Consider the following 25,643-nt stretch of genomic DNA (forward strand, 5'->3'; position numbering starts at 1 on the left):
TATTAAGTCGGTTTCAAGACTAAGATAATAACTAAACAAAAATTAGGCTTTAATCTTAAGCCGCTGCATGGCAATGAACATCCAAATGACCAATAGCGTGCTACAGGTCGCGAGCGATATCCACACACCGATCACGCCAAAAGCCCAAGCAAAACAGTAGATAATCGCAGCAATCAGTATGAGTTTTGCGCCAGTTAGAATCGATGCTTGTTTCGAACAATTAATCGCTTGGAAAAAGCTCGCCCCCACTAAAATGAGGCCTTCCATCGGCAAGCCCCAGAAATACCAACGCATGCCTTCAATCGCGACGGGCGTAAGGCTTGGGTTATCACCGGCAAACAGGTACACCAACCATTCAGGGCGGGAATAAATCAACAGTAAGCCAAGTGCGGCGGTGAGTAAGGTCATGCCAAAGGCAATATTGCGTGCCTGTTTAACCCTATCGAAGCGCCCTGCTCCCGCATTAAAGCTATAAATTGGCTGAGTACCGAGGGCAATCCCCTCAAAAATCAGGTAGAAAAACGCTTCGGTATAACTGACCACCCCGTATGCTGCCACATGCAAAGGGCCACCAACCCATAAAAATGCGGTGTTATGCAGAGTCAATACAATCGACAGATACAGATTCATTAAAAAGCTTGGCAAACCAACACGGGCGATGTTGATGCAGTTATCAAGCTTAAGCTTCATCTGCTCTAGGTTGATTTTGAGCTGAGTGCGCGCCCCAAAAAAATGCTGCAGGCAGAGCAAGCCAGTTACAGCCTGCGACAACATGGTGGCAATCGCCGCCCCTGCTAAACCGAAGGGAAACACCACAATAAACAGCCAATCTAAAAAGGTGTTCAGCACGCCACCTAAGATCAGCACAAAGGTCACCATGGATGGGCGACCATCGTTACGCAGCAAGGTGGTAAATGCCATTGAGATAATAGGGAAATGACATAAGGCAAAATACCAGAACAGGTATTCATTAGCATTTTCGAGTATTTCCCCCTCAGCGCCGAGGGCGATTAAAATATCTCGCGAAAAAATCCCGCCGATTAAGGCAAAAAATGCCCCCGCGAGTAAACATAAACTAAAGGCATTACCGAGCAATTTACGCGCCTTGGCGACATTGCCTTGCCCCAAGTTAATCGAGACTAACGCGGCGCTGCCCATGCCAATCATGGCACCGACGGCGTAGAGAATCGCGCCCACGGGATAGGCCAGCATCATGCCAGCAAGCCCGGTTTCACCGAGATAATGGCCGACGAAGATACCATCAATGGTGACATATACCCCAGTCACCAGCATGGAGGCGATTGTTGGAATGGTATAGCGCCAGAAAAGCTTCGAAATCGGCTCTTGCAGCAGGCGTTGATCCGTTGCGCTATGGGAAACAGCAGTCATAACCAAATCTCACAAAAATAAAGGCAGGGTGCGCACTCAGATTGTTCTAGCGGTATTCACTTAGATAAATAGAATGATGAACAAAAATGCGGCAATGGATTGTACCTAAATTTTACTTTAATACCAAACCCGATTAGCAGGATAAATTTATAACAAAAACTAATCTACACAATATCTTACTGATGGCACACTTTTACCAACCCATCACGACAAATAAAACACTACTCAATAACAGATGTGGCGAAACTCATCATTTTTCACTACTTTTTTGGTATTTACCCCTTAATTAGGTAAAGTGTAGGTTTATATTGCCAGAAATGAGTTAATTATCGAGGCATTATTTGTCTCTGCAATTGAGCTAACCATTTAATTAATAATGAATTAGTTAAATTAAAGTCAATAACAATAATAAAGGGAAGGACATGAGTCACAATAGTCCAAATGCAGAGAATGATCTGCGCGAAGTCAAACAGTTAGGTATGTGGGCCTCCATCACTAGCCTAAGTTATATTTTTTGGTTAGTGGGCGGCATGGAGCTGGTCGAGCGAATCGCCTATTACGGCGTAAAAGCCAGTGCTGGCTTATACGCCAAAGCGCCTGAATCGGCTGGCGGTCTGGGGATTAGCCTCAGCGACTATGGCATTATTATTTCGCTCTGGGCGATTATGCAGACATTTGTACCCGTCTTTACTGGCGGGATTTCCGACCGAGTCGGCTACAAGGAAACCATTTTCGGCTCGACCGTGATTAAAATCATGGGCTACCTGACTATGGCGTTCTTCCCTACCTTTTGGGGCTTTTTATCGGGGGCACTGCTACTCGCCATCGGCACGGGTATCTTTAAACCCGGTATTCAAGGCACCTTAGTGCTCTCCACCAATCGTAATAATACCTCCATGGCTTGGGGGATATTTTACCAAGTCGTGAATATCGGTGGCTTCTTAGGCCCATTGGTTGCCGTGCATATGCGTCAACTTTCTTGGGATAATGTGTTTTATGCCTGCGCTGCGATTATCTCACTAAACTTCCTGTTTTTATTGACATATACCGAGCCAGGAAAAGCCGAGCGCCTCATCCGTAATCAACAAATTAAATCAGGTGAAGTCGAACAAGAGTCCCTATGGCGAGACGCTTGGCATGAGCTTAAAAAGCCAATTGTGATCTATTACATGCTGGTATTTTCAGGTTTTTGGTTCTTGTTTAATGCGCTGTTTGATGTACTACCGATTCATATTTCCGAGTGGGTCGATACCAGTGTGATTGTCACTTCGCTCTTTGGTAGTGAAGGCACCAGCAACGGTATTTTACAATTCTGGCTCGGATTAAATAATGAAGGCACGAAAGTGATGCCTGAGGGCATGCTTAACCTCAACGCCGGCTTGATTATGACGAGCTGCTTTTTAATTGCCGCCCTGACCGCCAAATACCGCATAACTACTGCCATGTTGATTGGCTGTTTACTCAGTATTTTAGCCTTTGTGTTTATCGGTGCCTTCCATGCGGCTTGGTTTATTGTGCTCGCCATCGCGATGTTCTCGATTGGCGAAATGATGATTAGCCCAAAGAAAAACGAATTTATGGGTAACATTGCCCCCGAAGGTAAAAAAGCCATGTACCTTGGCTTTGTCATGCTACCTCAAGGGATTGGCTGGGGCTTAGAAGGTTATTTTGGCCCAAAACTCTATGAAATTTTCGCCTCGAAAGAGTTGTTCTCACGCGACTTATTACTCGAGCGCGGCATGAGCGCAACGGATGTGAGTGCCATTCCGCAGGGTGAAGCCTTTACCACCTTAGTCAGCTTTACCGGCGAAAACGCCCATGATCTGACTCAGCTGCTCTACCACAGCCACAACATTGGTATGGCTTGGTATATAATTGCGGCGATTGGTACTATTTCGGCGGTGGGTATTTATTTCTATGGTAAGTGGTTACTGACGCTGCAACGTGCGCAGCAGGCAGCGAACTAATACCTTAACCGCGTTATCGAAGCCGCTAATCGATTCCAATTAAAAAGTGAGTGTGCATGCACTCACTTTTTATTTAACGGTCTTGATACGCGACTAAATCATTAAATCTAGAATTAAAAACCCGCTAACAGTTCGACCTCAAATTGTTCAGCCGATAGCGCTAATCCTAAAACGTCGCATTGTGCCTGTAACTGTGCAAGCTCCTTATCAACCGCTGATAAGGTCAAGGTATTATCATCCAGCAAATACACCTGGCGTAAACTGGTGAAGTAAAATAGCAATATAATCAACGCATTTACATCATTGTCCGCCGCAGCTGCTTTGACTTTAGCCAGCTTGCGATAAATGCGATTTTGCAGTTGCTTTAACTGCCACACATAATAAATCTCTTTAAAAAAGGGCTGAGTTTTTAGCTGATAGACAATGGCACTACAAAGTAATACCGCCAAAATCACCCCGAGTAAATTCCAGTGGAAATTTCCTGTAGGCTCACCGGGTAAAGCCTCAACGCCAAAGAGCGCAATTAATCCAGCCCCAAAGCCAAGGGAGCAAACGATCAAGGCCAACACTAAGGCCACCATAAACAGGTTCATATTGCTACGATAAAGGGATTTATCAATTTGCTGTAACTTCATGGGTTCTCTTTTAATCAAAATACGCATTGGCAGCGCAGCATAACCCAGTTTGCTTGAGCTTGCCTGAATAATATAAGTCTTCCGCCATCACACCAACCACAAAGGATACAATTTGAAACAAATATGGTTAAGGATTTATATTATAAAATTACCAATCTTTTTATTTAGTTATCTTCCGGTTATTGAGGCACGGTTATCCGCATTGATGACAGGTACGTGCAGATAGGGATCTAAATCAGTGTACAATTTGCTGATATTCAAAGTACGTAACGATTTATTTAACAAACTCCCCTTACTTGCACCACATTCCACTTGGAATGAAGCAACCATCACAGGAATGAAATGGCATTAAAGAACACCTTGCGAAGGTTAGTTTTGCTCACCCTCATTTGCTTAGTCGCCCCTATAAAAGCAGAGGAGCTCTTTGCGGTGGGGACTCGTTTTAGCCAAATTTTTGAACAAAAACCGAACGGCGAATACATCGGTTTAGGGGTAGATATACTCAATCGTTTTGCCCAGCAACAAAAAGTGACCATTCATTATCAAATAGCGCCTTGGCGCCGAGCGCAATCTATGGTCGAGCGCGGCCAAGCAGATATTTTAATTGGTCCCTATTTTTCGGAAGAACGGCAAAAGCACTTAGCCTTCTCGGCCCAACCCTTTTATCGCGATGAAATCGTTTTTTACGCCAGAGTCAATCACCCCACGCCTTGGGATGGTAGTTATGCCAGTATCTATGGATTAAGAATTGGCAAAATGCAAGGCTGGAGTTACGGCTATTTGTTTAACGAACGCACCAAAACGCTCACAATTAATGAATTTGCAGATCTCAAAAGTGGTATTGAACGCTTATCCCGTGGCGATCTCGATTTGCTTGCCACCAACATACGCAATACTCAAGCAATGCTCGCGCAAATCAAAATTCCACAGGCAATCACCCCTATAATGCCAAGAATTGATATCCAAGATGGCTTTATGGCCTTTCCAAAAGACGTAAAATTTCAACCACTTCAACAACGTTTCGATCTATTTATGCAACATATGGTTGAGACAGGCGAATTGGCTACACTGGCAAAAAAACGTGGCGTTACCATTCCCACCTCAATGCTCACCGATTAATCCCCTTCAATTAACCAGCTAAACATTCCATTAAGGCCAGTTCAATGTGGTCCCAATCCAGCTCTTGGGTTGCAATCATTTCGAGCCGAGAATCAACACAATCATCAAGTTCAGTGACAGTCATATCCCCACTGCTCCAATTGATCCCCGCAATACCATCGCTGGTAATCATTACAGCCTTTAACCGCAGTAAAGTAGGATTTGTTTGGGTCTGGAGGGTAATAAGTTGCATTAATTTATCAAAATCAAACTCTTGCATAGGTTCAAATACCCAGCCGCAGCTAAAACAGCCCTCCCCCTGATTTTGCTTACGTACTATGCCACGCGCATCAAACTGGTAGACTTGCTCGCTTGCCTCCTCGGTAAACAGCCCCTGCAAACCCAAAGTGTCGGCAGTGTTACGCAACACACTCCGAGATTGGCTCAATGCGTTAATGCTAACGGCTAGGTTACTGGCCGGTTTAGGTAAATCACGGTGTGGTTGCTTAAGGAGCTCAAGTAATTGAGCCGATAAGCCTTGAGGCGAACTATGCTCCACCACTGGCGTATCATCAAGTTGTAAAGCATTGAGATAATCAGTTAATTCCTGAGCTAATTGCCTGCCCTGCAATGCCTCAAACTCAGGATATAAATCGGTTTTGGTCGCAACGATCACATCGGCTACTTGCAACTGCTGCACAAAATTATCATGTCCGCGGTAGCGTTCATCCATTAATTTACGGGCATCGATTAGGCATAAAGTGCTTTGAAGGCGGATAACATGTTGATAATGGGGCGCACTGAGGACTTTAATAATTTCATTAGGATGCCCAAGTCCCGTAGGTTCAATCAGCAAGCGATCAGGCTTAGCACGAGCAATCAGTTGATTGATTGCCACTTGCGTGGGTACGCCCGCCGCGCAGCACATGCAGCCCCCAGCAACTTCACGAATCTGCACCCCACTGTTGTTTACCTCTAAGAGGCCCGCATCGATGCCTACTTCACCAAATTCATTGACTAATATCGCCCAAGTTTCGCCCTCAGGCTTAGTATTAAGCAGTTGTTTTATAAGCGTTGTTTTACCGACACCTAAAAAACCTGTGATGATATTGGTGGGAATAGCTTTGACGATCATGGACAACACTCGCAGGGTAACGGGCAACGTTTAGGGGCATTCGAGTGTAGGGATATTCTAGTTAAAGCTCAACAAAAAGCGCGCCTTGGGCGCGCTGCGTACTGCACTATTTTACTTTATTGCCGCCCTGCGGCTTACCACCAGAACGCTGAGTTTGAAATGGGCTAAATTTCGCCTTATCTTTTGAATACTTACCCTCGCGGGTAGGAGATTTTCTTGCTCTAGCTTGGCTCTCACTCGACTTCCCGGCAGCACTGACTTTGCCAATAGTGCGATCTTTTGGTGCTTTATAACTCCATTTAGTTTTAGTGGTTGCCGCGGGAGCATCGCGGTAACGTGCAGGCAGTGGCGTGCCCTCCTCGTAACCAGGCTGCACAGTGACAGGGAGTTGCTGGCCAATTAAAGCTTCTATTTCTGCGAGCATTTCATCATCTGCTGGGCTGACAAATGAAATAGCTCGACCTGACAGGCCCGCACGGCCAGTGCGGCCAATACGATGGACATAATCTTCCGCGAGGAAAGGCAACTCTAGGTTTATCACTAAGGGAAGCGCCTGAATATCAAGCCCGCGGGCCGCCACATCGGTTGCCACCAACACGCGCAGTTTTCCGGCTTTAAAATCATCGAGCACACGATTACGCGCCCCTTGGGTTTTATCCCCATGAAAAACGCCCGCGCTGATCCCATCGAGTGTTAACTCCTGCAATAAATGCTCAGCGCATTCCTTAGTACTGGCGAACACCAGCACTTGGCGCCAATTATTGCGCCCCACCAGCTCAGATAATAACTCTGCTTTGCGGCGCTTATCGACCCGATACACTAACTGTTCTACGGTCGATGCCGTGGTATTTTCGGCAACATTAACCCATTCAGGTTGATTGAGCATCTTATGGGAGAGTTGCTTCACCGCATCGCTATAGGTGGCTGAAAACAACATCGTTTGATGTACTGGGGCAATAAGGCGCTTCACCTTTTCAATGTCGCGTACAAAGCCTAAATCGAGCATACGATCCGCTTCGTCGATCACTAAGGTCGTTACACTGGACAGGTCTAAATTGAACTGGCCAATAATATCGAATAGTCGCCCTGGCGTTGCGACGAGGATATCGACGCCCTGCTCGACGCCTTTACGCTGCGGATTCATATTCGCACCTCCATAAACCGCTAAGGTTTTAAGGGGCAAAAACTGGCTATATTTTTGAATATTCGCACAAACTTGAATTGCCAACTCACGGGTTGGCGTCATCACTAAGGCGCGCAGCAAGGGTTTATCGGCAAGCTGGGCAGCAAGTTGCTCAAGCACGGGCAAGGCGAAGGAAGCGGTTTTACCCGTTCCAGTCTGAGCACAGGCCATAATATCCTTCCCCGTTAAGGCGAGAGGAATAACCTGTTGTTGCACTTGAGTGAGTTGCTGATAGCCACACTCAGTTATCGCATTCAAAATAGGTGAAGATAAGCCGAGTGTGTCAAATTTCATAGGAACTCTTAGGTGTTAGTCGGTGGAATTGCTCAATGCGCAGCAAAAAAGAGACGAATCGAAGAGATGACTTGTTGTACTCTTCAACATTATTAATTTTCTGCATCATGCCCTTAAATGGGGCCGCGGAGTCTAGCAAAATTCGCGGCGGATTTATAGGCAAAACGTCGCACGCCTGATAAACCTTTCTCGCCTAGGTGTTTATATCAGCAAATACTTGCTGGCAAACTCACTGGCACTGACGGGTTTAGAGAATAAATAACCTTGGCCATAGTCGCAGCCTGCATTGAGCAACACCTGCCGCTGTGCCTCGGTTTCAACCCCTTCGGCGATGACTTTCATGCCCAATTTATGGGCCATCACAATAATGGCTTCACACAAGGTGTGGTCATTTTCATCCGTATCGATATGACGGGTAAATGATTGATCTATTTTCAAATAGTCGATATCGAATTTCTTCAAATAAGCCAGTGAAGAATACCCGGTACCAAAGTCATCTAAGGAAACTTGCACGCCTGCATCCCGATAAGCTAACAATTTTTCAGTCACTCCCATACTGGCATCAAGCAATAACCCCTCGGTAATTTCCACACAAACACCAGCACCAGTGACATCCAACTGCTGCAGTAATTCAAGCCAATTGTGTAACAGTGTGCCCTCGTCACGGAACTGTATAGGCGATTTGTTAACACTGATCTGAATTTCCACGCCCAACGTCTTGCGCCACTGGGCGCTTTGGCGTGCTGCTTGTTCAAATACCCAGTTACCGATTTCAACAATCAGCCCAGTATCTTCAGCAACGGGAATAAATTCTGCTGGCGATACAGAGCCGCGCTCCGGATGGAACCAGCGCAATAAGGCTTCTGCCTTAGCCACTTCCCCTGTCGCCATCGCTACTATCGGTTGATAATGCAGTTCAAATTCTTTATTCAGCACGGCTTGACGGAGATCGTGAATTAATCGCATGCGGTACTTAGCGTATTCCTGCATCGAAGGCGTGAAGTAGTTAAAGCGGTTGCGGCCTTGATCTTTTGCCGCATACATAGCCTGATCCGCATGTTTAAGTAAACCTTCAATACTGGTCGAATCATCTGGGTAAAGCGTGATACCAATACTGGCGCTAATATAAGCAGTTTCTTCACCGAGCAGATAGGGTTCGGCAATACGCCTTAAAATATGTTCGGCAACTCGTTCAATCCCCTTATGATCAGCCATAGCACTTAATACTACGGTAAACTCATCACCGCCAAGTCGCGCTACCACATCGGCATCCCGCACACAGGATTTTAAGCGACTGGCGGTTTCGATCAGTAATTGATCCCCCATGGCGTGACCTAAGGTATCGTTAACCTCTTTAAAGTAATCGAGATCGAGGAACATCAGCGCAAAGTGATTGCGATTACGGTCGGCATTCTTGATTTCGGCACTTAAATATTCGAGCAACATGCGTCGATTAGGCAGGCCAGTCAAGGTATCGTAGTTGGCTTGTTTCCAGATTAAATGTTCACTTTGTTTTTTATCGGTAATATCAGAAAAAAGCGCAACACGACGATAAGGCAAACCCTCGGCATTATTAATCGTATTAATGGTTAGCCAAATGACATACTCTTCATTATTCTTACGCCGTTGGCGCATTTCACCCTGCCACTCGCCCTTTTCGCGAATGTCATGATTCATGCGCTGATAAAAATCGTGACCATTAAGGTCGCAATACATCATACGAATATGCTGTCCACGAATTTCAGACTCGCTATAGCCAGTGATATCGGTAAATGCGGCGTTTACGGTAATAATCACTCCGTTTTCATCAAGTACACTCATGGCTTCGGAGCTATTGTTATAAACTAACGCGGAGAGTTTTAAAGACTCTTCAATCAACTTAGCATCGGTGATATCGGTATAAGTACCGCACATTCTGAGCGCATTGTTATTGGCATCACGGCTCACCACTTTACCGGTATCTAAAATCCAGCGGATGTCGCGGTTAAGGGTTTTTAAGCGATATTCCATCTTATGTTGCGGCGTTTCGCCACGAATATGGGCCTCGATAGAATGCAATACTTTGGGCCTATCCTCAGCCACTATCGAGTCCATCCATTGGCGACTATTGGCATTGAGCATATCGATATCGCAGCCTAAAATATCGGCACTGCGGGCGTTTCGCTCGATATGGTCATTACGAATATCCCAGTCCCATACCCCAAGATCGCTACTGCTCAGTACCAACTCAAGTTGTTCACGACTGGCGAGCACCTCCATGTCAGCTAATGTTTGCGCCGTGACATCCAAAAAGCCTGCAATCACTAATAATACCTGATGATTTGCGCGCTTACAGGCCACTGTCATATGGGTGTAAACAATCGAGTTATCCTTGGCAATAAACCGTTTATCTAATTCGTAATTATCAATTTTGCCTTCAAGCATTAGCTCAAACTTTAATAGATCAGCGTCAACATCATCGGGGTGAGTGAGCTGCTTCCAAGTCATATGCAGCAACTCATCCTCTGAGTATTTAAGCATCTGGCATAACCTTGGATTCACCTTGATCCACTTTTGATCGACGCCAGTAATGGCAATCCCAATATTGCCGACGTTAAATTGGCTGCGGAATAAAAAATCATCTTGCAGGCGAATTTGCTCGTCCCGCTCCAGCTCAAAGCGGCGAGATAGCAAACGACTTAGCAGCCAGGTAGCAAGGGGATAAATCAATAATATTGGTAAGGCGATTTTCGACAATACGGGCAATGCAAGCTGGTTAGGCAGCAGAAAAAACCATGACAACATCACTAAATGCACTAAAAAAGCAAAACCAAAGACTTCTTTACCGGAAATATTGGCAAGATAGGACTTACGATAATGCCGCCATATCACACCGATAAGACCGGAACTGATAATTACGCCAACGCCAACCCACATGGCGACACCACCAATACTGAGTCGGTACAGCGAAGTGATAACAACGGCAATCGCCGTCGGCAACCCACCAAAAAACAGGCCCGAAACACACAAGAGTACAGAGCGGGTATCGAAGATAATACCGGGTTCGTACATCCATGGGGTGCTCATAATCGCGACACCAATGCCACCGATAAATAAGCCAATCCCCAGCCGCCATAGTAAAAAATACTGCCGCTGATGCTTTTTAGGAATCGCATCGTACAAAAACACTAAGGCGAGCAGTAACGCTGCATTTTGTACTAAGGGTAAGAAAATGCTTTTATCCATGGATGTGGAAGCAACTCCAAAAATGAGGAAATGGTCTATCTTACGAAAACTCTCCCCCAAAAGTGTAGCAGAATTGCTTACAAATCATGATCTAATTACATGGGGTAATTCACAAAATGTTGTAAAGTTGTTTCTGGTAATCAAGGGCGATGCTATGCCAATCGAAGCGCCGCGCTTTCGCCTTGCGTTTTAATTGCATCCAATCACGCGTATTAAATTTATCGAGTGCTTCAGCCAGCTTTGCCAGCATAGCCTCGCCCTGGCTTTTGATATCTTCGCCATAAAACACAAAACCATCGACATTGTCCTCGACCGTATCTTGTAATCCGCCCACACCATGCACTAAACAAGGCAGACCGCTACGCATGGCGAGCATTTGGCTAATACCACAGGGCTCAAAAGAACTCGGCATCAGGAACAAATCACCCACTTGATAAAGACACAGGGAGAGTTCCTCATGGTATCCCTGCAGAAATACAAAATGGGCATACTTAGCCGCAAGGGCTTGAAAAAACAGCCCTATCTCTGGGTCGCCGCTGCCAAGCAGCACAAATAGCGCCTTGGGCTGCGTCAGCTGCAACTGTTGCAGTAATGTCTCTAATACCGATAAGCCAGAAGGTAAAATATGGCGCAGGATCAATACTTTTTGATCGGTAAGCCGACCAACAGACATCAACAGAAAGTTCGGGAACTCCCCCACAGAGGCTTGGCGCCACCAGGCTTGCAGCCGCGTAAAAGCAATCATATCGACGCCACTCACCTGACTTCGCCCACCCTGCCACTGCACTAAAGCCGACTCAATGCAATTCAGTAGCGCCCTAAACTCAGTTAATCCGATACGTTCGAGGGAGGTTTGAGCTAAAGCCTCAGGGTATTCGCAACCATTTAAAATCCCCAGTACTCGACCTTGATCAGCTTTATGTTGCAAATCGGCCTCAAGCCCTTCTCCACCGAAAAAGCCCAACTCTGGGCGAGAGGGAAGCAAGACTTCCTTGGCGTAGGTAGGTGAGACGAGATGCACCCTATCCGCCAGCGTAATCCCCATCCGCATCGGATTAATGCAATGGGGATAACGGGGGTCGATAATCTGGGCGCGTTGGCCCTCATCCAACTGGGCAAATAAGTGAGGAAACCAAGCCGCAAAGCTTGACGAATCATGGCTCAGCGGCCTAATGCCCTGCAGCGCAAGGTTATGAATCGAAAACACACATGCTATGCTTTTTAACGCTTGATACTCAGGCGCCAGCGCTCGCAGCATGGCTAAACATCCCGTGTGCCAGTCATGCAGATGTAAAAGCTCAGGCATAGGCACAAGCCCTGCCACTAAGGCCTTGGCTACGCTTGCACACAACAGCGCAAACTTAGTCGCATCATCGGCAAAGGGGCGATCACTTGTGCCTTGGCTATAAATCTGCCCGGGGCTCGATTGCCAGAGCCCATGCTCGAGCAAGTAAATATTCGCGCCCTGCACCTTGGGGTGCGCCAGCCAATACAACTTAATCGGCTCCTGTCGCCCGGCAAAACTCACCTCAAACTCATGGATAAGTTTGGCGTCAAAGCCTGTTAAAAATCCGTAGCTGGGCATAATGACATCGGCTTGGATCTCAACACCCGCCAGCGCTTGGGGCAAGTCACGGATCACATCTGCCATGCCGCCCACTTTAGCCCCTTTCAGCGCCCCATTTTCGGCCGCGACCATTAATATGCGTTTCACCTAACTTCATACTCCAACAGGGTTAATATTCAAGCTAATTAATGGGTTGGCCTTACTCGTAGCCCACCGGCAGTCCTAACATATCGCGGGTGACTAAGGTAATGCCTTTCTCGGACACCCTAAAGCCTTTTGCCCTGTCATGGTCGTGGTTATAACCGATCACAGTGCCTTCGGGAATGATGCAGCCCCTGTCGATAATGGCGTTTTTAATCTTGCAGTGGCGCAGCACCACCACGTCGGGCAGCACGACTGAATCCTCAACCACTGAGTAGGAACAAACCCGCACCTCGTTAAACAACACGCTGCGACGCACGGTCGCGCCCGAGATAATACAGCCGCCAGAAATAATCGAATCCACCGCCATGCCGCGTCTATCGTCATCGTCAAACACAAATTTAGCGGGAGGTAATTGCTCCTGATAAGTCCAAATCGGCCATTTGGCATCGTAGAGGTTTAAGGCCGGCGTGGGCGATAGCAATTCCATATTGGCCTGCCAAAAAGAATCCAAGGTGCCCACATCGCGCCAGTAGGCTTGCTCGTTGGGGAAGGCGCTCTTAAAGGGATAGGCAAACACTTTATGTTTTTCGATGATCGAGGGAATAATATCTTTGCCAAAATCGCGATCAGAATTGGCGTTTTGCGCGTCTTTCTTCAACTGTTCGAACAAAAACTCAGTGTTAAACACATAGTTGCCCATCGAGGCGAGGCACTTCTCTGGATTGCCTGGGGAATGTTTAGGGTGTTTAGGTTTTTCTTCAAATCCTAGGATGCGCATCTCGTCATCGACTTCCATCACCCCAAATGCGCCCGCCGCTTCGGCCACGGGCACCTCAAGGCAGGAGACTGTCATATCGGCGCCAGATTCGGCATGGGCGGCCAGTAAGCCAGCGTAATCCATGCGATACACATGGTCACCCGAGAGCACCATCACGTACTTGGGCAGCTCATGGCGGATGATGTCGATATTTTGGAATACCGCATCGGCCGTGCCTTGATACCAATTCTCAGAGTAACGTTGTGAGGCGGGCAGAATCTCCACCGACTCACCTAATTCCTTTTTAAAGTGGCCCCAACCACGCATCACGTGGCGAATTAACGAGTGCGACTTATATTGGGTCACCACCCCAACACGGCGGATCCCCGAGTTGATGCAATTCGACAGCGGAAAATCGATGATCCTAAACTTGCCACCGAAATACAGCGCGGGTTTAGCGCGCCAGTCGGTGAGTTCATGTAAACGCGAGCCTCGGCCACCAGCCAGAATCAATGCATAGGTTTCACGAGTTAAATTACTGATATAACGTACATTAGACATAGGCTCTACTCCCCAAATAGCACATCAGTGCCGATTGCTTCACAATCACTCTTCCCTGCCGCCCTAAGGCCGCAGCATTGCATACAACTGCGTATTCCTGCGCTCATTAACGACTCCCTTACAGTTTCCAAATTTCATCCCGATAGCCAGCAATAGTCACATCACTGGAGAAGCGACCACTGGCCGCCGTGTTGCGAATGCTCATTTGCGTCCACTTTTTCGGATCTTTATAAGCCTTAGCCACAGCCTCTTGGGCGAGGCGATAACTATCGAAATCCGCCGCAGTCATCCACTGGTCGTCCGCGCTTTCAATCGAGGCGATAATCGGGTCGAAAATTCCCGGTTCCAGTAGGTTAAAATGGCCGCTCTTCAGTAAGGCCATGACTTCGGATAAGGCGTGGGACTCGGCGATAATGCGCTGAGGTTGGTAATCACAGCGCATTTGGGCCACTTGATCGGCGTTGAGGCCAAAGAGGAAGAAGTTATCCTCGCCTACCTCTTCGAGCATCTCGATATTGGCGCCATCTAAGGTGCCTATGGTGAGTGCCCCGTTCATCATAAACTTCATATTGCCCGTGCCAGAGGCCTCCTTACCCGCGGTGGAGATTTGTTCGGAGACATCGGTGCCGGGGCAGATTTTTTCCATCGCACTGACGTTGTAATTGGGCAGAAACGCAAAGCGCAGATAAGGCGCCACCACAGGATCGCAATTGACCATATGGGCAACATTACTGGCGAGTTTGATGATGAGCTTCGCCATAAAGTAACCGGGTGCAGCCTTGCCACCGATCAGCACGCAGCGTGGCACCAGATGCTCTGTATGCCCCTGCTGGATTTGATGGTAAAGATGAATAACATGCAGAATATTGAGTAGCTGACGCTTGTACTCGTGGATCCGCTTGACCTGCACATCAAACAGCATTGAAGGGTCAAACTCGACGCCACATTCCTTAGCAATCATCTTGGCCAGCACCGCCTTGTTGGCTTGTTTCACTTCACGCCACTTTTGAATAAAGCTGGCGTCCTGGGTTAAGGCATTGAGTGCCGTCAGTTGGCTTAAGTCCGTCACCCAACCTTTGCCTAAATGGTTGGTTAACAGTTTGGCGAGTGAAGGATTGCAGTGGGCTAACCAACGCCTTGGCGTCACCCCGTTAGTGCGATTGTTAAACTTCTCCGGCCACAGGCTATAAAAATCCTTAAACAGGCCCGACTTTAACAATTGGGTATGTAATTCAGCGACACCGTTCACCGAAAAACTGGCTACTATGGCTAAATAGGCCATGCGCACATGGGGATCGGGGCCATCTTGAATAATCGACATGCTGGCCAGTTTGGCACCATCCCCCGGCCAGTGGTGGGCAACTAAATCGAGGTATCTGGCGTTGATTTCATAGATGATTTCTAAAATACGCGGCAGCATCAATGCCATCATACGCACAGGCCAGCGCTCTAATGCCTCGGGTAGCAGCGTATGATTGGTATAAGCAATGGTTTGACTGGTGATCGACCAAGCGGCATCCCATTCGAGGCCATATTCATCCACCAGCAGCCGCATTAACTCGGGGACCGCAATACTGGGATGAGTGTCATTCAATTGCATCACATTTTTTTCAGCAAAATGAGTGAAATCATTGCCATGGTGATGCACCCAACGTTTTAAAATTGCCTGTAAGCTAGCGGAAGACAAAAAATATTGCTGACGCAGCCGCAGCTCCTTACCGTTCTCGCTGGCATCATTGGGGTAAAGCACCATAGTGATCTGCTCGGCGAGGTTTTTACGCGCCACGGCCTCTGTGTAATCGCCTTGGTTAAATTCTGCTAAGTCAAAATCATCGGTGGCTTCAGCCTTCCAAAGTCTTAAGCTATTCACGCGGCCATTACGATAACCGGGGACAGGCATATCGTAGGCCACCGCGAGCACATCTTGGGTATCGACCCAAATCATGTGCCTGCGCCCTTGTTTATCGACATAGGATTCGGTGTGACCAAAGAACTTTACCGTCACATTATGGTGCGGAACACGCACCTCCCAAGGGTTGCCCTCACGTAACCAGCGATCAGGGCGCTCAACCTGATAACCATCAACTATCTTTTGGGCGAACATGCCGTATTCGTAACGAATGCCATACCCAGTCACGGATAAGTCCATGCTGGCGCAACTATCGAGAAAACAAGCAGCAAGCCGCCCAAGGCCACCATTGCCTAAGCCCGCGTCATGTTCGGCCTCTTCTATCTCCTCGAGGGAAACAGAGTAATGGCTTAACGCCTCGCGGCTATCTTGCTCTAACTCTAAGTTTAAGAAGGCATTGCCCAGTGTCCTGCCCATTAAAAACTCGAGTGACAAATAGGCCACTTGTTTGTTGTCGTAACAGCTATCTTTGATGCGCGTCTCACGCCAATCATCCAGCATTTGCTCTTTTACGCTGAGAGCCAGCGCTTGAAATAATTCACCACGCGCCCCTTCGCCGCGGCTTAATCCATAGCGAACATGGCGAGTAAAAGAAGCGGGTAAGGCATCACAGGGCTCGCAGGGTTCGGGTGCTGGTTTGTTCTTAGTTTCAACGGCTTTTGTTGAATGTTTTTTGGGAGTAACGCCGCTGGTATTTGGGCTCAGCTCACTGTTATGACTCATAGTTAATTCCTTATAAAATCAGCATGAAACAGCATAAGACTGCGATCCTGTAGCAAGTACCGCGTCGGTGAGGACTGAGCATCCAGCGGCTCAGTGGGAGTTAAAAATTGTGGTTCCGTTTGGGTATGCAGCAGGCATTGCCACGGCCCTAAACCGTCAAAAACCGGCAGGGTAAAGGCCAAAGGGTGCTCATCAGCATTAACCATCAACAGCAGTGCTTGAAGGTTGTCATCCTGAGTCTGCGGCTGAGTGGCGGTTAAATTGCCTGATAACACCACACTAAGACTGCGGCCCATAGACTCGCTCCACAGGCTTTTACTCATAGGCTCCCCTTGACGACTAAACCAATCCAGCCTCACCCCCGTTGGGGTTGAGATAGGGCTTGCAGCTTGGAGTGCAGATGCCTCCGGCGACCAATTGAAGGCATTGGCCACTAGCTGCTCATGGATAAAACGTTTGGCGCACAGCAGCGGGAAGCGTTTACGCAAGGCAATCAGCTGTGAGGTGAAATTCAGCAATGAGCTATCCATGCCATCCGCTGACCAATCGAACCAATTCAAGGGGTTATCTTGGCAATAGGCGTTATTATTCCCGCCTTGGGTGCGGCCCGCCTCATCACCACTGAGTAACATAGGCACTCCTTGGGAGAGAAATAGCGTGGTCAATAGATTGCGTTGCTGGCGGGTGCGCAACGCGAGAATGGTGGCATCCTCAGTGTCGCCCTCTACCCCATAGTGATAGCTGAAGTTCTCATGGTGGCCGTCGCGGTTTTCTTCACCGTTGGCCCAATTGTGCCGCTCGCAATAACTCACTAAATCTTTGAGGGTAAAACCATCGTGACTGGTTAAAAAGTTGATACTGGCGGCAGGAGGCCGGCCGCTATGCTCAAAGAAATCCCCCGAGCCATGAAACCGCCGCGCAAACTCGGGCAACATGCCGTGATCGCCGCGCCAAAAACGCCGCATGGTGTCGCGGTATCTGTCATTCCACTCGCTAAAAGCCACAGGGAAATTACCGAGCTGATACCCACCAGGGCCAATATCCCAAGGCTCGGCAATCAGCTTCACCCGGCAAAGTACTGGGTCTTGCAGCAGCGCATCAAAAAAACCGCTACCTGGGTCAAATCCATAGGCTTCGCGGCCAAGGCAGGCGGCTAAATCGAAACGAAAACCATCGACGCCCATCACTTCGACCCAGTAACGCAGCGAATCTAACACCAACTGCAACATGCGCGGATGGTTGAGGTTTAAGGTATTACCGCAGCCAGTATCATTGATATAAAAGCGTTTATCATTTGGATGCAGGCGGTAATAACTCAGATTGTCGATACCGCGAAAGCTAAAGGTCGGCCCGAGGCGACTGCCCTCGGCGCTGTGGTTATAGACCACATCGAGAATGACTTCGATACCCGCGCCATGCAGCGCATCCACCATGTTACGAAACTCAGCAATATCCTCACTCGAGAGATAACTCGGCTCAGGCGCAAAAAAGCCAATGCTGTTGTAACCCCAATAGTTAGATAGCTGTTTTTCAAGCAGAAATGGCTCGGAGAAGAATGTCTGAACCGGCAGTAACTCGACGCAATTTACGCCGAGATTAACTAAGTAATCTATCGCCGCCTTCGATGCTAGCCCTGCAAAGGTGCCTCGCAGCGGTGCATCTATCTCAGGGTGCAGTGCGGTAAAACCCTTTATGTGCATCTCATAGATAATGCACTGCTCAAGCGGTAGTGGCTCACGCTTACTTGTAAGAGGCCGAATAGTATGCGCCTTAGCGACATTAAAAAGAGGGCGAGTATCGACCACTTTGCATTTTGGGACAAAGTCCGCGTTATCTAAGGTACTGAAAGATAAGTCTTCATTAGGACTATCTATCTCATAGCCAAAGTTGGCGATATGGTGGTGATAACGCCCCACGAGCTGGCGCGCGTAAGGGTCTAACAATAATTTGTGTGGATTAAATCTATGGCCTAATTGCGGCTCGTAGGGACCATAAACACGGTAGCCATAAAGCTGGCCGGCACTCAGCCCATGCACATACAAATGCCAGATTTGCTGGGTCTGCTCCGTCAAGGTGATACGCTGAATTTCCACCTCGCCTTGAGCATCAAACAGACATAACTCCACCCCAGTGGCATGGGCCGAAAACAGGGCGAAATTCACCCCGCCATCATCGACCGTCGCCCCTAAGGGAAAAGGCTGCCCCGCGCTTAGGTTATAGGCGGTTGAGCCATCAGCATTTACAGGCACAGGATTCGTCATAGGCTGGTATCTCTTGGTGCATCCGTCGCAGGCCCGAGGATTAAGCAACCTAGGGGCGGCACAGTGATCAACGCGCTCGATGCCATGCCCTGCCAAGGTAAATCTTCGGCAATTACCTTGCCCGCATTCCCCTGATTGCTGCCACCATAGAGATGGCTGTCGCTATTGAGGTACTCACAGAAATCCCCGCCTTGGGGCAAGCCGATACGAAATCCTTGGTGCAGAGTGGGCGTCATATTCACCACAAACACTATGGGCACATCACTACCCTCGCCATAGCGAACAAAGCTAAAAATACTGTCGCGACCATTGTCACAATCGAGCCAGCGAAAACCCTGAGACTCATAGTCGAGCACGGATAAGGCGGGGAATTGGCGATAAAGCTGATTCAGATCGCGAAGCCAGCGCTGCACGCCTTGGTGAGGCTCGAAGGCGAGCAAATGCCAATCGAGGCTATGGTTATGGTTCCATTCGTCACGCTGGGCGAACTCGCTGCCCATAAACAGTAGTTTTTTGCCCGGATGTCCCCACATAAAGCCGTAATAGGCCCTGAGGGTGGCGAATTTTTGCCAGTCATCGCCGGGAATTTTATGCAGCAAAGAGCCCTTGCCGTGCACCACTTCATCGTGGCTTATCGACAGCATAAATTGCTCCGAATAGGCATACATCAAACTAAAGGTCAGCTGGTTATGGTGATACTGGCGATAGATGGGATCGCGGCCGAGGTAACTTAGGCTGTCGTTCATCCAGCCCATATTCCATTTAAAACCAAACCCCAGCCCGCCGCAATCCGTCGGCTTAGTCACCCCCGCAAAGGCGGTTGACTCTTCGGCTATCATGCAAATGCCGGGGAAAGCTTGATACAAACGTTGATTCAACATTTGCAGAAAATGAATCGCCTCTAAATTCTCCCGTCCGCCATAGGCATTAGGCAGCCATTGCCCGGGTTCGCGGCTGTAGTCGAGGTACAACATGGATGACACCGCATCGAGCCTGAGCCCATCGAGGTGAAATTCCCGCAGCCAATAACAGGCATTGCTGAGCAGAAAACTGCGCACCTCACCACGATCGTAGTTATAGATCAGGGTATCCCAATCGGGGTGCGTGCCTTTGCGCGGGTCTTCATGTTCATAGAGGCAAGTGCCATCGAAACGCACAAGGCCATGGGGATCCTTAGGGAAATGCGCCGCGACCCAATCGAGTAACACGCCAATGTCGGCCTGATGGCAGGCATCGATAAAGGCCTTTAAGCCATTGGCATCACCAAAACGATGGGTCGGCGCATACAGACCAACGGGTTGATACCCCCAAGAGCCATCGAAGGGATACTCACTGATCGGCATCAACTCGATATGGGTAAAGCCTTGCTCTTTCACATAGGGGATCAACTGCTCGATTAAGTCTTGATAATCAAAATATTGCTCACCAAACTCGCCTTTTCGGCGCCAAGAACCTAACTGCACTTCGTAGATAGACATAGCGGCGCGATGCCAAGCCGTGCTCGCCCGTTTGTCCATCCATTGTGAATCTGCCCAAGGGTGTTGGTGTTTTTTCGGCACTATGGAGGCATTGTGCGGCGCACATTCCATTTGGGTCGCCATCGGGTCAGATTTGGCGTGGCGCTCGCCATTTTGATAAACCAAATCAAACTTATAGTGCGCGCCTTCGGCAACAGCAGGCAGGAAAATCTCCCACAAGCCGTTGGCCAGATGTTGGCGCATCACATGGCGAGTATCGTCCCAGTGGTTAAAATCCCCCACCACAGAGACTCGCTTAGCATTGGGCGCCCATACGCAAAAATGCACGCCTTCTACGCTATCGATTTGGCGCCAATTCGCACCTAAAAAGCGATAGGCCTGCTCAGAGCTTCCCTCACCGAAGAGGTATAAGTCCTGACTATCGAGGAGGGAGCCAAACTGATAAGGATCGATAATATCCTGCTCACAAAGGGGGTAAGTCACCCGTAGCGCATACAAAAAGGGCTTAACCCGTCTGCCAAGCGTCCCCGCAAACAGCCCCGCCTCATTGACGCGCTCAAGGCTCGCTACCTTACGGCCATCCTTAAGGCTTATCACATCAACTTTTTGGGCGTTGCGTAAAAAACAGCGCACCACCAAGGCCTTACCCTCGTTGATGCTGTGCATACCGAGCAGGGAAAACACATCCGTATATTGACCATTTAACAGTGCGACATCGCTACCGTCATAGAAGTAAGTCTGGGCTTGAGTCATCATTTGGCTTCCATTTTTAGTCAAGGGGTATCTGTATGCGCAGCCGTTTCAGGCAAATGCCTTGCCGCAGCAATGCGTTGCAAACGCTCAGCCAGCGCAGGCCTAGCTGCGGCTTCACTTAGGCTGATGGGCAATCGCCGCTGCCAATTGGGGTACTCGAGCCAAGTGCCGGGAATATTCACCGCATGGCGATCCCCGAGCAGATCGCACCACTGCACACTGTAAAGTGCGCTGTTGCCCGATGCGCCAAAGGGCATCCACGCCGTTAATAAATCTTCAATATCAATCTGTTGAATATCCGTCTCCGGCAATAAGCCCTGAGAGATTAAGCACTGCGCGAGCTGGTGTTTTTCCTGCTCACGTCCGGCTAAGGCCTCACCTAATTGTTCGTCGGTATTGAACAGTTCGAGTTGTCGCCTCAGGTGCAAATCGCTGCCCGTCCACCAGGCGACTAACGTCGGCACATCGTGGTTTGCCAGCATCATCAAACTCTGGAACTTATAGTGGCTCGGCGGCTTAAAGCCTTGATGGTCTTTGCAGAAGTAGAACAACTCGTTGGAGTAAACCCCCGCCTGATACAGGCGATGAATAATATCGGGTGGCACTAGCCCCAAATCTTCACCAATCACCACACAGCGGGCACGTTGACTCTCAAGGCAGAGAATCGCCAACAGGGTTTCGACCGGGTAATACACATAGGCGCCATGGCCGAGGCGCTTATCTAGAGGCCACCACCAGAGTCGCAGCAGCCCCATCACATGGTCGATTCGCAGCGCACCGCAGTGGGTCATGTTGGCGCGAGTCAGCTCAATAAAATGGCGATATTGATGCTGTTTTAGCTTGACGGGATCGAGGGGCGTAAGTCCCCAGTTTTGCCCCTGCGGCGCAAAGGGATCCGGCGGCGCGCCTATGCTGGCGTTTAAGCAGAACTGCTGCGAATTGGCTTGAACCTCAACGCCTTGCAACGCAGCGCCTACGGCCAAATCACGAATAAGCCCAATGCCCATTCCCGCTTCTTTAGCTTTGAGCTGGCACAATTGCAGTTGATCTTCGGCCACAAACTGCAGGTATAAATAAAAGCCTTCATCCTGCGCTATGGCCCTTGGACTGCGGAGCGATTCGGCTTGGGCAAATTCCCTGAGCGGCGCGCCCTGCTCTGCCACAAAATCCTCAAATCGCTGCGCCCTGGGTGTGTTTGGCTGTAAATGGTGTTCGCAAAAGACAGTGTATAAACGTGCAAAGGCACGGTACTTAAGCTCGCTGACTTTGGGGTAATCGAGCCAGTTCTCCGCATTGAGTAGGGCGATGGCTTCTTGCCATTCCTTCGCCCCAAACTCCGTCTTTAATGACTCAAATTCAGGCACGCTAGGTAAATGAATATACAGCGGATTAAGCCTTCGACGATCGCAGGGACTATAGGGACTCGGATGTTCCGGCGCGGCAATATCTAAAGCATGCAATGGATTAAGTTGAATAAAATCGGCGCTATATTCGGCCACTAAACCGATAAGTTGCTCTAAATCGCCAAAGTCGCCCATGCCCCATTGGCTTTCGCTGCGCAGACTATAGAGCTGAAGGCTCACGCCCCACGGTTTATGGCGCTTTCCTTGCGCCACAGCGCTCATCACCCCTTGATAGGCGGTTCTCGGTGCCACCATCAAAGTGCCATGGAACTCAGTCGCCTTACTTGCTGCAGAAATGCTTGCTGATGAGTTGCTTGCTGCTGAGGTGCTTGCCGATGCTAGGCCGTGCTGAACATCCGCCAGCCCAAGCAAACTGACGCTCAGAGTGTGGTAGCCCAGCCCGAGGCAAGATAAATCACTTAAGTTGTCTTTATTGCTAGATGCGTTTGGCGCAGCGCTGACATTTTCCCATGAACGGCGCGGCTCAGCGTTGCTATCTTGCTCAGCGGCATCGCCCGCATCACGGCAATGAAACTCATGACCTAAGAGGTCGAGGCGGTATTGCAGGAACTGACACTCATTGGCAAAGGAGCTGGTGCCAAACTGCGCTAACTCCTGCGCCTGAATACGATAATCCCCAATCGGTTTTAGCGCCAAAAATGGCACCTCAAGAATAACCCTCTCCCCTTGCTCACAGGTAAAGGTGAGCAGCAGATCGCCACGGTAAGATTGAGGTAAATACAGGCAGACCCAAGGTTCATCGACATAACACCAATGAAACGCTGGCAACACTTGTGTCCAATGGTGTGCATCGAGTTGATACACCTGAGCGTCAAGCTCGTCGCCACTGGGTAAACTCGTTAACGGTTCATCCTTTGCCTCGCAGGACTGAGTATTTTTTTCCTGCAACATACAGGTCAAAATCCCTTGCCTGTCAGCCTCGGGAATGCGGATGTACTGGCCAAAGCAGTCGGTAAAGTCTGCTCCCACGCCCCGCAAATACAGCAACTTCTCCAGCCCCATATTTGTCGCCCCCGCGACTGCTCATCCATAGCCTTAGATAGGCAGTAACCATGCCAGCGCAAAATAACAGCATGAAGACAGATTTGTGTCAGCCAAGTGACAACAAAGAAAACTTATAAATCAGCATCTTGAATAAAATACGTGCCTTTATCGCCCAAGCCTTTGCCCACCGTGCTATCTAGCAAACGCACTAGTTTGAAGCAGGGAGTGATTAAAAAAGGTGCAACGCGCTTAAATGGCGCAAGCAAAACAACATCTTATCTTTGAGTACATTAGTGAGCTTTATCCCTTAGGTTGAATGCCTCTCTGGCACGGGGGTGATTAGATTGGCAACTAGCTGCAACACTTTGTATCAATTACATTTTTCATCTTGAAATCCCCTTCATCGCTCTGTCACTATGCGCGCACAAAACAAAAAAACACTTAATCGCAACATTTACCCATGCCCGCTTACATTATCCAAGCAGGCAAAGGCGTGGCGAACAACGCAAAAATAAGGAAATTGATATGAAAAGAATCACGGGACTTTTACTCGCCAGCAGTTTGAGCATGGTCCTCAGTGCCTGCGGCGGTGGCGAAGATGATCTCACTCCCAATATCCCCAAACCCGACCCAACTCCACCGAGCTTAAGTGCCGATGTCTGTTATTTAATGAGTACCACAAAGGGGGATTTAACCTTAGCCATCGACCTCACCCATATGCCCATCACGGGCAAGAACTTTAAACAGTATGTCGATAAGTCCTTCTATAACGGCACCTTATTCCACAGAACCATTAATAACTTTATGATCCAAGGCGGCGGTTTCACCACGGGATTACAGAGCAAGCCAACGAGCTCGCCGATTAAAAACGAGGCCGCGGTCGGCATCAGTAACAAACGAGGCACTATCGCGATGGCGCGTACCACAGTGCCAGATTCGGCAACATCACAGTTCTTTATCAATGTGTTGGATAATCCCCAGCTCGATGCTTCGGCGAGCAGCTATGGTTATGCTGTGTTTGGTAAAGTCATCGAAGGGATGGATGTGGTCGATCAGATAAGCATTGTGCCGACCAAAACCAGTAACGGTTTTAACGACACACCAGTGACTGAGATTTTGATTAATAGTGTGACAGAAACCAACTGCCCCAAAGCTTGATAAATACTCGGGGTTAAATAAAAAGCACTGATTTATCAGTGCTTTTTATTATTCTCGGCCCAAGGAGATTATTCATCCCCTTGAATTTTACCCACTAACAACATAGGTGCTGCGTCGATTTTATCGGCATCCATCATGGCCGCAATTCGCTCCACCGATGAGAGTAGCTGACTCTGCTCCCACTCTTCAAGATTTTGATATTGCTTAATAAAGTGTTCCTGAAGTGGTTTAGGAGACGCCTCTAAAAGTGCGCGCCCCGCATCACTTAAATACAAATGGACTTTACGCTTATCTGACTCGCTGCGTTTGCGGATCACTAATCCCCGCCCTTCGAGCCTATCAATAATCGTCGTCACAGTGGCTGGGCTGAGGGTGATTTCTTCGGCCACCTGCTTGGCTAAGGGAGCGCCGAGTTGGGCAATTTTCTGCATCACCATCAACTGTGGTCCCGTCAAGCCGGAATGCTTATTGAGTTGCCGCGAATGAATGTCGATAGCGCGGATCACGCGGCGCAGTGAAATCAGCAGTTGTTCATATTTTTCCATCGTACTTCACATACTCCTCATCAACTCAACGGCCGCACCTTACCAGAAACTCAACCACAACTCACCTTGGCAGGCAATTTTATCGCGTAATAATCTGAGTTTAACTAAACAAGCAAAAGCTGAAAAAAACGTTAAAAAACATAGCGTATGCAGCCCTTAATCTCTGTCATAAAAATTCATTATTTAGTTATCTAGTTCCAACTTTAGTGCGAATTTCACCTCAGGAATCTATCTAAACCGATCTAGATCACAACTTGGCTACCCCTTAATTGGTAGTTTGGTCACCAGAAAGAAACAAATTTAATATACAAGCAAATAGGTGGATATATCCGTCATTCCGCACCTAATTTTCGATTTAAAAAACTTGACGGCGATCGGTCATTCTGATCTATTACTCTCTTTTGCAGGTAATTCATCATGGCCGCTCCCGCTATCTCTATCCGTAACCTCGAC

At 48.6% G+C, this 25,643-nt stretch carries 15 protein-coding genes; 3 read left to right on the plus strand and 12 right to left on the minus strand.

The annotated features are described in order from the left end of the window. Nucleotides 1–42 precede the first annotated feature (42 nt). Nucleotides 43–1,389, minus strand: a complete 1,347-nt coding sequence (locus tag AEA42_RS13635) for an MATE family efflux transporter (RefSeq protein ID WP_037416048.1) — start codon at nucleotides 1,387–1,389, stop codon at nucleotides 43–45. Nucleotides 1,390–1,811: 422 nt separating this feature from the next. On the opposite strand from AEA42_RS13635, the gene AEA42_RS13640 reads away from it, so the two are divergent. After that, nucleotides 1,812–3,356, plus strand: a complete 1,545-nt coding sequence (locus AEA42_RS13640; RefSeq protein WP_055648004.1) for an MFS transporter — start codon at nucleotides 1,812–1,814, stop codon at nucleotides 3,354–3,356. 113 nt (nucleotides 3,357–3,469) lie between these two features. On the opposite strand, the gene AEA42_RS13645 is transcribed toward AEA42_RS13640, so the two are convergent. Beyond that, nucleotides 3,470–3,991: a DUF3087 domain-containing protein gene (locus tag AEA42_RS13645; RefSeq protein WP_037425867.1), complete on the minus strand. Its 522-nt coding sequence runs from the start codon at nucleotides 3,989–3,991 to the stop codon at nucleotides 3,470–3,472. A gap of 342 nt (nucleotides 3,992–4,333) precedes the next feature. Here AEA42_RS13645 and AEA42_RS13650 point away from each other — a divergent pair, with 342 nt between their 5' ends. Beyond that, complete coding sequence (locus AEA42_RS13650) at nucleotides 4,334–5,110, plus strand: transporter substrate-binding domain-containing protein (protein WP_055648005.1); 777 nt, start codon at nucleotides 4,334–4,336, stop codon at nucleotides 5,108–5,110. Nucleotides 5,111–5,120: 10 nt separating this feature from the next. On the opposite strand, the gene AEA42_RS13655 is transcribed toward AEA42_RS13650, so the two are convergent. The 9 genes from AEA42_RS13655 to malQ all read right to left on the minus strand — a co-directional run bounded on the left by AEA42_RS13655 (nucleotide 5,121) and on the right by malQ (nucleotide 23,505). Further along, nucleotides 5,121–6,224 carry a GTP-binding protein gene (locus tag AEA42_RS13655; protein WP_055648006.1) on the minus strand — a complete coding sequence of 368 codons (1,104 nt, stop codon included), beginning with the start codon at nucleotides 6,222–6,224 and terminating at the stop codon, nucleotides 5,121–5,123. A 106-nt stretch (nucleotides 6,225–6,330) separates the two neighbouring features. Next, on the minus strand, nucleotides 6,331–7,701 hold the full coding sequence (locus tag AEA42_RS13660) for a DEAD/DEAH box helicase (protein WP_055648007.1): 1,371 nt from the start codon (nucleotides 7,699–7,701) through the stop codon (nucleotides 6,331–6,333). A gap of 201 nt (nucleotides 7,702–7,902) precedes the next feature. Further along, nucleotides 7,903–10,926 (minus strand): EAL domain-containing protein, encoded by a 3,024-nt coding sequence (locus AEA42_RS13665; RefSeq protein WP_055648008.1) that lies wholly within the window; start codon nucleotides 10,924–10,926, stop codon nucleotides 7,903–7,905. Nucleotides 10,927–11,035: 109 nt separating this feature from the next. Next, nucleotides 11,036–12,625: a glycogen/starch synthase gene (locus AEA42_RS13670; RefSeq protein WP_055648009.1), complete on the minus strand. Its 1,590-nt coding sequence runs from the start codon at nucleotides 12,623–12,625 to the stop codon at nucleotides 11,036–11,038. 67 nt (nucleotides 12,626–12,692) lie between these two features. Then, nucleotides 12,693–13,955 carry a glucose-1-phosphate adenylyltransferase gene (gene glgC, locus AEA42_RS13675; protein ID WP_011717793.1) on the minus strand — a complete coding sequence of 421 codons (1,263 nt, stop codon included), beginning with the start codon at nucleotides 13,953–13,955 and terminating at the stop codon, nucleotides 12,693–12,695. Between the two features lie 118 nt (nucleotides 13,956–14,073). Then, nucleotides 14,074–16,587: a glycogen/starch/alpha-glucan phosphorylase gene (locus AEA42_RS13680; RefSeq protein ID WP_055648010.1), complete on the minus strand. Its 2,514-nt coding sequence runs from the start codon at nucleotides 16,585–16,587 to the stop codon at nucleotides 14,074–14,076. A 2-nt stretch (nucleotides 16,588–16,589) separates the two neighbouring features. Beyond that, nucleotides 16,590–18,848, minus strand: a complete 2,259-nt coding sequence (gene glgX / locus AEA42_RS13685; RefSeq protein WP_055648011.1) for a glycogen debranching protein GlgX — start codon at nucleotides 18,846–18,848, stop codon at nucleotides 16,590–16,592. Beyond that, a complete protein-coding gene (gene glgB / locus AEA42_RS13690) occupies nucleotides 18,845–21,082 on the minus strand; it encodes a 1,4-alpha-glucan branching protein GlgB (protein WP_055648012.1) in 2,238 nt (745 codons plus the stop codon). Before glgB ends, glgX begins: the two co-directional genes overlap by 4 nt. A gap of 17 nt (nucleotides 21,083–21,099) precedes the next feature. Continuing rightward, nucleotides 21,100–23,505, minus strand: coding sequence for a 4-alpha-glucanotransferase (gene malQ / locus AEA42_RS13695; protein WP_055648013.1), 2,406 nt, complete (start codon nucleotides 23,503–23,505; stop codon nucleotides 21,100–21,102). 507 nt (nucleotides 23,506–24,012) lie between these two features. Here malQ and AEA42_RS13700 point away from each other — a divergent pair. Continuing rightward, complete coding sequence (locus tag AEA42_RS13700; RefSeq protein ID WP_047532932.1) at nucleotides 24,013–24,645, plus strand: peptidylprolyl isomerase; 633 nt, start codon at nucleotides 24,013–24,015, stop codon at nucleotides 24,643–24,645. A gap of 68 nt (nucleotides 24,646–24,713) precedes the next feature. Here the strand turns inward: AEA42_RS13700 and AEA42_RS13705 are convergent, their stop codons facing one another. Then, entirely contained in the window at nucleotides 24,714–25,190 is a 477-nt protein-coding gene (locus AEA42_RS13705; RefSeq protein WP_037416024.1) for a MarR family transcriptional regulator, read from the minus strand. Between the last annotated feature and the right edge of the window lie 453 nt (nucleotides 25,191–25,643).

Origin of the sequence: Shewanella sp. Sh95, from assembly GCF_001308045.1 — a bacterium.
In the GTDB taxonomy this organism is placed as follows: domain Bacteria; phylum Pseudomonadota; class Gammaproteobacteria; order Enterobacterales; family Shewanellaceae; genus Shewanella; species Shewanella xiamenensis.

Excerpts from the sequence above, each read along its gene's own strand:
- AEA42_RS13645 (WP_037425867.1), bottom strand. The coding sequence starts at position 3,991 with ATGAAGTTACAGCAAATTGATAAATCCCTTTATCGTAGCAATATGAAC.
- AEA42_RS13680 (WP_055648010.1), bottom strand. The coding sequence starts at position 16,587 with ATGAGTCATAACAGTGAGCTGAGCCCAAATACCAGCGGCGTTACTCCC.
- malQ (WP_055648013.1), bottom strand. The coding sequence starts at position 23,505 with ATGGGGCTGGAGAAGTTGCTGTATTTGCGGGGCGTGGGAGCAGACTTT.
- AEA42_RS13700 (WP_047532932.1), top strand. The coding sequence starts at position 24,013 with ATGAAAAGAATCACGGGACTTTTACTCGCCAGCAGTTTGAGCATGGTC.
- AEA42_RS13705 (WP_037416024.1), bottom strand. The coding sequence starts at position 25,190 with ATGGAAAAATATGAACAACTGCTGATTTCACTGCGCCGCGTGATCCGC.
- AEA42_RS13660 (WP_055648007.1), bottom strand. The coding sequence starts at position 7,701 with ATGAAATTTGACACACTCGGCTTATCTTCACCTATTTTGAATGCGATA.
- AEA42_RS13635 (WP_037416048.1), bottom strand. The coding sequence starts at position 1,389 with ATGACTGCTGTTTCCCATAGCGCAACGGATCAACGCCTGCTGCAAGAG.
- glgC (WP_011717793.1), bottom strand. The coding sequence starts at position 13,955 with ATGTCTAATGTACGTTATATCAGTAATTTAACTCGTGAAACCTATGCA.
- glgB (WP_055648012.1), bottom strand. The coding sequence starts at position 21,082 with ATGATGACTCAAGCCCAGACTTACTTCTATGACGGTAGCGATGTCGCA.
- AEA42_RS13665 (WP_055648008.1), bottom strand. The coding sequence starts at position 10,926 with ATGGATAAAAGCATTTTCTTACCCTTAGTACAAAATGCAGCGTTACTG.
- AEA42_RS13640 (WP_055648004.1), top strand. The coding sequence starts at position 1,812 with ATGAGTCACAATAGTCCAAATGCAGAGAATGATCTGCGCGAAGTCAAA.
- AEA42_RS13655 (WP_055648006.1), bottom strand. The coding sequence starts at position 6,224 with ATGATCGTCAAAGCTATTCCCACCAATATCATCACAGGTTTTTTAGGT.
- AEA42_RS13670 (WP_055648009.1), bottom strand. The coding sequence starts at position 12,625 with ATGGTCGCGGCCGAAAATGGGGCGCTGAAAGGGGCTAAAGTGGGCGGC.
- AEA42_RS13650 (WP_055648005.1), top strand. The coding sequence starts at position 4,334 with ATGGCATTAAAGAACACCTTGCGAAGGTTAGTTTTGCTCACCCTCATT.
- glgX (WP_055648011.1), bottom strand. The coding sequence starts at position 18,848 with ATGACGAATCCTGTGCCTGTAAATGCTGATGGCTCAACCGCCTATAAC.